Below are 8650 nucleotides of genomic sequence, written 5' to 3' on the forward strand. Positions count from 1 at the left end.
ACGTCTGTTTATATTTAAATTTGATTTTAGTTATTTAAGCTTTCCTTGTCAATAACTATTGTGGCGTCAATATGCCTTCGCCCGCTGATAGACAAGCAAAAAGACCGGCTGGGGACCGGTCTTTTTTCCGTGGATTTTCTTCCACAATTTAGAGGTTTTTTATAAGGAAATACGTTATGGCGAACGTAATTCGGCAAATTTGGGGGCCTGTCAGCGATTAAGCTCGCTTGTTGGGCCATCTGTGTGGTGATTTTTGATGATGCTGTCAATGACCTTAAGGTCACATGCAGGAAGATCACCTGGCACTGTATTTTTAACTGCTGATGTGGCATTTCCGTAGAAAAGAGCTTTCTCAGGATCATCATATTTAAGCAGTCCATAAAGAACTCCTGAGACATATGCATCTCCTGATCCGATTCTGTCTATTACATCAATATCCTTGTAAGGATCCTCTGTATAGAACCTGTCACTCTCAGCGCTGTATATAGTCGATGTAAAGTTGTGTTTCTTGGGAGAAATAACTTCTCTCTGGGTGGTGCATACTATCTTTACTGGATAATCCTTAGTGTAACTCTTCATAATATCTGTAAGATTGCCACTTTTTTGCATCATACGGCGAGATGTCTCTTCAGATACAAAGAGTACGTCCACATATGGAAGTATGGCATTTATAGCATTTCTGGCCTCTTCTTCGCTCCAGAGATTAGCTCTGTAGTTACAGTCAAAAGAAACCTTGGCGCCATTTTCCTTAAAGCGCTTAATAAGCTCTGTCGCAACCTCTCTTGTGCTTTTGTTAAGAGCGAGGGAAATTCCGCTTGTGTGGAACATCCTGGTGCTTGAGTAAACGCTGTCTGGAATCTCATCCAGTGAAATCCTTGTGATTGAGGAATTCATTCTGTCATAAACTATTGATGGCTTACGAGGTGCAGCGCCATTTTCATAGTAGTAAATTCCAAGTCTGGCCTCAGGTGATTCATCGTAGATGAGGTAATCGTCAGAGACGCCTTCAAACCTGATCCTGTTCTTGATAAAAGTTCCAAGTGCATTAGCTGGAAGCCTTGATATAACGCCGGTACGAAGCCCAAGAAGAGCAACACCGGACGCTACATTAAGCTCGGAGCCGCCTGCTCGCTTATCAAACACATCTCCCCGAGTCATAAGCTCATAGTTGGGCGGGGAAAGTCGAAGCATAATCTCACCAAATGTTAAAAGATCAAATCTTCCATCTCCCATAGCAGGCCTCCTAAAAAAGTCCCATCAAAAACAAAAAACTTACTGACATCTTGATGATATCAGTAAGTTTTTTCTAGTGTAAGTGCTTACACTGTCTTTAATGTGGAAAATCTTGAACTGTGTGCGTTTATATAACGGGAGGCGTTATATTTATATAATTCAGGCAACTGCTGCCTTCCTGACAGAAATAGTAACATATCTCTTCTTATCAAATTTCTTGATGATGTGATATATGATAACTGCTAAAACTACGATGCCACTTACAATTGCTAATGCAGGGTAGAATGCGTTCATTCCAAGAATTGTCATTCCCTCAAATACCAGTGTCATGATGATGAATACCTTTGCTAATGTCTTTGCCATATCTTTGATCTCCCTTCAGAGTTTTTATTGTGTTGTTTTTGTTTACATCTATTTATACGAGGGGAAAACATTCGTGGCAAAAATTTTTTAAAAGATATTTTTGGTTTTGCAGTGCAATATATCTGTTATAATAAATTGTCAATAAATGTATGAAAAAAAGGAGGTTTCAGTTATGTGGTCAATTTCAGAACTGAAAGAAAAAGGCAAAGCTGCCTTTAAAGGTAACTATTGGAAATGTGTTCTTGTTTCACTTATTCTTGTGATAATCACAGCAGGTTCTGCCGGCGGATCATCATCAAGCACATCACAGCAGGCACAGAATGCCCAGCAGCCAATGACAGAAGAACAGCTTGCAGTAATTGGTGCAATCCTCGTTACAGCATCTGTTTTCCTGGTAATCTGGACTATCATCAAGATATTCCTGCTTAACCCTGTTGAAGTTGGTTGTCACAATTTCTTTAAGAACAACCTCTTTGATCAGAATGTTAATCTTTCAGAGATCAAAGCAGCTTTTGGACCAAACTACAAAAGATCCGTTGGAACAATCTTCCTTCGCGACCTGTTCATTTTGCTTTGGATGCTTCTTCTCTTCATTCCTGGTATTATTAAGAGCTATTCCTATGCAATGGTTCCATACCTTATCATTGATGAGCCTGAGCTTTCAGCTACAGAGGTCATCACCCGCTCAAGGGAAATGATGAATGGCAACAAGTGGAGAGCTTTCCTTCTTGATCTTTCCTTTATCGGATGGATCCTTCTTACCATCATCACTTGCGGAATCGTTGGTATCTTCTGGACCAACCCATATATGTACTCCACAAGAGCAGCTCTTTACCAGGAGCTTAGAAAAGGCTCAGCTGAGCAGTAATTAGACTGGGCAACTAAATAATATCGCAAAAACAGGGCGGCAATGTTTTCACATTGCCGCCCTAAATTGTTGATAAAGAATAGCTTATATATAGTCGCTTGGCTTTATACGCATTTTGTCTAAGAAAACTCTTTCTGAAAGGACAATCGTCTATCAGGCACAATAGGCAAGATTGAGCCGTAATATGTGCCAAGAATTACGTCTGAATCAGCGGTTTTCATAAATTAGATAACTACATAAAATTTCATTACATCTTTCTTTGCTGGTCCTGCTATCAAGACGTAGGAAATACCTACGTTTAAGAATTGCCCTACGTCTCATATTCTATTTTTCATTAGTCAGTAGTAATTTTTACAGCAGTTCTCGGTGTTACAAGCCAAGACATGAAAAAACTTGGACTGTTCCTACGACTCTAATCACAAAATAAAGAATACAGCTGTACGTTAATTATTTAACAGTGTCCCTTTTTTAAGAATTTCTGTAAAAGCCGTAAATATCTTTATTTAATGGCTGCCTCTTTAAGTATTTCTTATATACTTGCACCTAGGATAATTTGAACAGCCATAAAAACATTTTCCTTTATATTTTCCCTGTTTAGCTTCTCGCAAAACTAGTTTTCCTCCGCACCAGGGGCAAGTATCTAATTGATTATCATTACCTATATTTTGAATATGCTGTCTTTTCGCACTACTACTTACATTTGTTAGTTTGACTAATCTATTCCGAATATCTTTGATCTGCTCTTCTGTGTATATATCTGGCTCTCTATTCCAGATATCTTTTATCACTTTGCTAAGCGTCTTTGTATTACATACATATATCCCTGGCTTTGTTATAGTAATGTCTTTTAATTCACTTTTATCGCCAAATACTATTAATGAGAATGAGTACAGTTCTCCCAAATATTCTGTCAACGCTTTGAGATGAGCGTAGTTTTGTTTTACTGGATTATAGAAATGCCTTTTGTCAATCTTCTTTGTTCCGTACCACGTTTTTCCGCCATACAACGTGCAGGTCCAATTCTCAGCTTTATCATTTCCAAATATGTATCCAATATAGTTCTTGCTTTCTATAATAAATACCCCTTTTGGGGTAATATATACTAAATCGATTTCAGTAGTCGAACCATCATACCTTGGAACATATAAATTTCTTAGGCATTTTCCATGATAACCAAAGAAGTCTAAATTATCTAATTTAACTTCTATCTTTGTTTCTCCTTTTGTGCCTTTATGCCCATTGATAAAGTCTGTAAATATCCCCATTTCACATCACTTTCATCCTTGTCTGGAAGTATCTCTATCATTATACTTTGACAATATAACCTCTCCAGACTTTAATGTTTCCTGTACATCAATAACTCTCTGGTTGGATGAGCCGCGGAATCTCAGCATCAGATCTCGCTTTGCCTCCACAAATTCCCCATCCACAAGTACATCTGTCATAGAAAGTATTGCATCTGTGTCGTCTCCATGGCAACGCTTGTTATCTGGATCTGTCAGTTCATCCCATAAGTATCCGGAATAGATCCAGATAGTTTTATTTGGAAGTTCTCTCTTGATTCGTTCAAGAAGCGGTCTGATTTCTTTCTGATTGACGATTTCCATTGGCTCTCCGCCAAGAATTGTTAATCCTGCTATATAATCAGGTTTCAATGATTCTATTATGTCATCTTCAACTTCTTTAGTGTAAGGCTCTCCATAATTGAAGTCCCATGTCATCTCATTGAAACAGCCTTTGCAGTGATGAGTACAGCCACTTACAAAAAATGCAGTTCTGCACCCTACTCCATTTGCAACATCATTATAATAAACCTGTCCGTAATTCATGACTCTCCTCTAAAAACTATAGTTGGAATACCTTGATCATTATATGGTAAATATCCAAAAATCAATTGGGTGAAAACATGTGTTATGCGAAAAGAAGTACCATCAGAAATGCTTTTTTTATATGATATTCACGGTAAACAAGCTCAATAATTGTACCTCTTTATTTCAGAATATCCTTTTCACCCACAGAAGTTCGATAATCCGTCAACTTTTACAAAAACTAGTATACCTCTTTTTGCGAATCCTTGCCCTTCACCCACAAGCCACCTTTCGCGCATTCTACTATCATATTGAGCCTGTTCACATAAAACAAAGAACCTTTAGGAATCTCTTTTAATTGGATTGGCAGTTTGTGCAGTGGCGGAACTAGGGGCGTGGCGGAAAATCTACGGATTTGCGAGTTTAAACCGTGGAGCTAAGACCAATCAATCTCAAGTGCCTTATGCACGCAGAGATTGATGCTCTGGGCTTAGCGGAGCGCTTGGTTTAACCGAACAAATCCGGAGATTTCCGCTACACCCCTCGCCCTGTCATCACGTAAACTCTGCAGCCCCCAACTACAACACAAGCCGGGATGGCTCCCGGCTTGCATCTATTTTAACTTTTTCATCCCCTTAAAATGCGATCATCTCTGTGCAAATGCGAGATGGTAGCACTTATCAGCAAGAAATCTTAGGATTGGACATATGGAGAACTCTTTCCTTGATCTCCTGTGTACGTCCCTGGTTCCAGAACTGAGTTCCGATGTAGCCACAAGTACGTCTTGCAACATTCATCTTGTTCTGATCACGGTTGCCACAGTTAGGGCACTCCCAAATGAGCTTGCCATCTGTATCTGTAACTACCTTGATCTCTCCGTCATAACCACAGCACTGGCAGTAGTCAGACTTGGTGTTGAGCTCTGCATACATGATGTTGTCATAGATGTACTTCATTACAGAGATAACAGCCTCGATGTTGTTGTTCATATCAGGAACTTCAACGTAGCTAATTGCTCCTCCTGGTGAAAGAGCCTGGAACTCTGATTCAAATTTAAGCTTGGTGAAAGCATCGATCTGCTCTGTTACATGTACGTGATAGCTGTTTGTGATGTAGTTCTTGTCTGTAACATCAGGAATAACACCAAATCTCTTCTGAAGAGCCTTAGCAAACTTATATGTTGTGGACTCAAGTGGTGTTCCATAGAGACTGAAAGAGATATTCTCTTTTGCTCTCCATGCTGCACACTTGTCGTTAAGGAACTGCATTACCTTAAGGGCGAAGTCTTTTCCTCTTGGATCTGTATGTGAAACGCCCTTCATGTACTTGGTACACTCGCAAAGTCCTGCATAGCCAAGTGAGATTGTTGAGTAGTTACCGAAAAGAAGTGGATCAATAACTTCACCCTTTTCAAGTCTTGCAAGAGCTCCGTTCTGCCAAAGGATAGGTGCTACATCTGAAGGTGTTCCAAGAAGTCTGTTGTGTCTGCACATAAGTGCTCTGTAGCAAAGCTCACATCTCTCCTCAAGGATCTGCCAGAACTTGTCCTCATCCTTAGCTGATGAGCAGGCAACATCTACAAGGTTAAGAGTTACAACACCCTGGTTGAAACGGCCGTAGTACTTGTGAGCACCCTCTACATAGTTGCGAGCTTTTGCTTTATTGCCCTGGTTGCAAAGTCCCTCTGCATTGGACTCTGAATCAGGAGTAAGGAAGGATCTGCATCCCATACATGGATATACATCGCCCTTCTTTAATTCTTTCATCTTCTTAGCTGAGATATAATCAGGAACAAGTCTCTTAGCTGTGCACTTAGCAGCAAGCTCTGTCAGATACCAGTACTTGGAATCTTCTGTGATGTTATCCTCGTCAAGAACATAGATGAGCTTAGGGAATGCTGGTGTGATAAGCTGTCCCTTCTCATTCTTAACACCGTAAATACGCTGCTTAAGCATTTCCTCGATTACCATTGCAAGGTCTTCTCTTTCCTGACCTTCTGGAACCTCATCAAGGTACATATATACAGTGATGAAAGGAGCCTGTCCGTTGGTTGTCATCAGTGTGATAACCTGATACTGGATAACCTGGCATCCTCTCTCAATCTCTTTCTTAACACGCATTTCTGCGATCTCGTTTACCTGCTTCTTGTTGATCTTCATTCCAGCAGTCTCGAACTCGCGAGCAACTTCATTTCTGAACTTCTGTCTGCTGACATCAACAAATGGAACAAGATGAGATAGTGTGATGCTCTGTCCGCCGTACTGTGAGCTTGCGATCTGAGCAATTGCCTGTGTTGCGATGTTGCAGGCTGTTGCAAAACTGTGAGGCTTCTCGATCATAGTCTCAGAGATAACTGTTCCGTTCTGGAGCATATCCTCTAAGTTTACAAGACAGCAGTTGTGCATATGCTGTGCAAAGTAATCAGCGTCATGGAAGTGGATAAGGCCTTCTTCATGAGCCTTAACAACATCGTCAGGAAGAAGGAATCTTCTTGTGATATCCTTGCTGACTTCACCAGCCATATAGTCTCTCTGAACGCTGTTAACAGTAGGATTCTTGTTGGAATTCTCCTGCTTAACTTCCTCGTTGCTGCACTCGATAAGAGACATGATCTGCTCATCAGTTGTGTTGGACTTTCTTACAAGGGCATGTTTGTAACGATATGTGATGTATTTCCTTGCAACCTCGAATTTTCCGGATTTCATGAGGCCATCCTCAACCATATCCTGAATTTCTTCCACACTGGCTGCACGGGTAAGAGATGCGCACTGCTTCTCCACGGCTTTCTCTATATCGCTGATCTGTCCTTCTGTCAGCTTCTTTTCCTCTGTTACTTCGTTGTTAGCCTTTTCGATAGCAGCTATGATCTTGCTTCCGTCAAAAGCAACTTCTTTTCCGCTTCTCTTGATAATCTTCATACGACCCCCCTGAAATTTGGTGCTAAATTACACTTATACAAAATTGTAGCCACAAGAAAACTATATCTTGTGGTTACATTTATATGATAATACATTATATTGATTAATTCAAGCTCAAATATTTCTTACTTCTTCCAGGCGCAAATGCAGTCGCTGCAAGCGTTTTAAGGTTTCTTCATCCGAAATTTCTTTTCCAGAGAAAAAATATTCTGTATTTCGTAAACACAATATATTGTGTTTCTCGTCCAATTTCATGTCTTTATCTGGTGATATTGATAATCCCATTACATCTGCCAGATGCCTTACTGTACCGTCATTACCGTCAATTAAAAGAGTATTCTCACCAAAAAAGCTCCTGTAAGCGGGCTTAAAATAATTAAAGTGCGTGCATCCCAGGACCAGTGCGCAGTAGTCAGACTTATCATAAGAAGAAAACTGGCTGTTTACATAGTCCGTCACTTCCGGGGATTCAAATTCCTCCCTCTCAGCAAACTCCACAAGCCTTGGCATAGCCAAAAGATCGACTCTGTGCTGCTCATCTACCCTGTGAAGAAGGTCTTTTAACTTATCTTCCCTTATGGTCACTGGTGTTGCGATGACCATTATCCGCTTATCTTCCGTGCCTTCAACTGCAGGCTTAACAGCTGGCTCCATTCCAAGGATCGGAAGGTCAAAGCGCTTTCTAAGTTCCTTAATGGCAACACTGGTGGCTGTATTACAGGCTACAACTATGGCATCCACGCCCTTATCAATGAGAAACTGCGTAATCTCTGTAGCGTAGCCTATTATCTGCTCTGGGGTCTTAAGCCCATATGGAACATGCTCTGTATCTGCGTAAAAAATATATTCCTGGTCCGGAAGCTGGTGATAAGCTTCATGAAGGACTGACAGTCCTCCAATTCCGGAATCGAAAATTCCAATTTTCATATTCTTTTCTCCTGCAGGGATTAAGGCTTTATGCTGTACCCTGCCTCAGATTATGATAGAATAAGTACATGGACGAAAAGATATTTGATGAACTGCAAAAATTATATGACAACCAGCGCCTTGGGGAACTGGTTCAGGAAATATGCGAGTACTATGCCACAAAGGAAAGCTACGAGGACAATTCCTACGAAGATGAAATTGAACCCCCTGAAATTGTGGAGTCCGCATATATTCTCTTTTGCCTTCAGAGCAGAGAGCAGATCCTGGATGAGTTTGCCATCGTAAGGAAAAAGTACCCTTCTATTTATGAAAAGATAAGTCCCCTCTGCGATACTATCCTCATAAATATGGACTACCGCGCCCTGGAAGAAAAAAACGCCGAGGCGATTACAGGTTACCTTAAGGATACCTCTGTAACAGATATCCTTGACCATGTGGAAACCTACTCCCGCTCCAGCGAGAGCCTGTCTGAGGCTCTTGATAAGTTCTACAAATATATCCACTCTAAAAAAGCGTGATCACTTTTCTTTTAA

General features: G+C 40.6%; 8 protein-coding genes and 1 other annotated feature (1 of these 9 running past the window's edge). Of the genes, 2 read left to right on the plus strand and 6 right to left on the minus strand.

Going from position 1 to position 8650, the window contains the following annotated elements:
- Positions 1 to 10, minus strand: a binding site (T-box leader); it reaches 205 nt to the left of the window's first position.
- Between the two features lie 200 nt (positions 11 to 210).
- Together J6I68_RS10335 and J6I68_RS10340 are read right to left on the minus strand one after the other, a co-directional pair.
- Complete coding sequence (locus J6I68_RS10335; protein ID WP_292220129.1) at positions 211 to 1233, minus strand: sugar kinase; 1023 nt, start codon at positions 1231 to 1233, stop codon at positions 211 to 213.
- Positions 1234 to 1392: 159 nt separating this feature from the next.
- Positions 1393 to 1596, minus strand: a complete 204-nt coding sequence (locus J6I68_RS10340) for a hypothetical protein (protein ID WP_292220130.1) — start codon at positions 1594 to 1596, stop codon at positions 1393 to 1395.
- A gap of 172 nt (positions 1597 to 1768) precedes the next feature.
- On the opposite strand from J6I68_RS10340, the gene J6I68_RS10345 reads away from it, so the two are divergent.
- On the plus strand, positions 1769 to 2464 hold the full coding sequence (locus J6I68_RS10345; RefSeq protein ID WP_292220132.1) for a DUF975 family protein: 696 nt from the start codon (positions 1769 to 1771) through the stop codon (positions 2462 to 2464).
- 518 nt (positions 2465 to 2982) lie between these two features.
- Here J6I68_RS10345 and J6I68_RS10350 read toward each other — a convergent pair.
- The 4 genes from J6I68_RS10350 to murI form a co-directional block, all read right to left on the minus strand.
- Positions 2983 to 3729 (minus strand): NERD domain-containing protein, encoded by a 747-nt coding sequence (locus tag J6I68_RS10350; protein WP_292220134.1) that lies wholly within the window; start codon positions 3727 to 3729, stop codon positions 2983 to 2985.
- Positions 3730 to 3741: 12 nt separating this feature from the next.
- Entirely contained in the window at positions 3742 to 4293 is a 552-nt protein-coding gene (gene nrdG, locus J6I68_RS10355) for an anaerobic ribonucleoside-triphosphate reductase activating protein (RefSeq protein WP_292220135.1), read from the minus strand.
- A gap of 659 nt (positions 4294 to 4952) precedes the next feature.
- The gene (gene nrdD, locus J6I68_RS10360; protein WP_292220136.1) at positions 4953 to 7190 is read right to left on the minus strand and encodes an anaerobic ribonucleoside-triphosphate reductase; all 2238 of its coding nucleotides are present in this window, start codon (positions 7188 to 7190) and stop codon (positions 4953 to 4955) included.
- Between the two features lie 114 nt (positions 7191 to 7304).
- Complete coding sequence (gene murI, locus J6I68_RS10365) at positions 7305 to 8117, minus strand: glutamate racemase (protein ID WP_292220138.1); 813 nt, start codon at positions 8115 to 8117, stop codon at positions 7305 to 7307.
- A gap of 68 nt (positions 8118 to 8185) precedes the next feature.
- Between murI and J6I68_RS10370 the strand changes: the two genes are divergently transcribed.
- On the plus strand, positions 8186 to 8635 hold the full coding sequence (locus tag J6I68_RS10370) for a hypothetical protein (RefSeq protein ID WP_292220139.1): 450 nt from the start codon (positions 8186 to 8188) through the stop codon (positions 8633 to 8635).
- The last annotated feature ends 15 nt before the right edge of the window (positions 8636 to 8650 follow it).

This window comes from Butyrivibrio sp., from assembly GCF_017940685.1.
Taxonomy (GTDB): domain Bacteria; phylum Bacillota; class Clostridia; order Lachnospirales; family Lachnospiraceae; genus Butyrivibrio.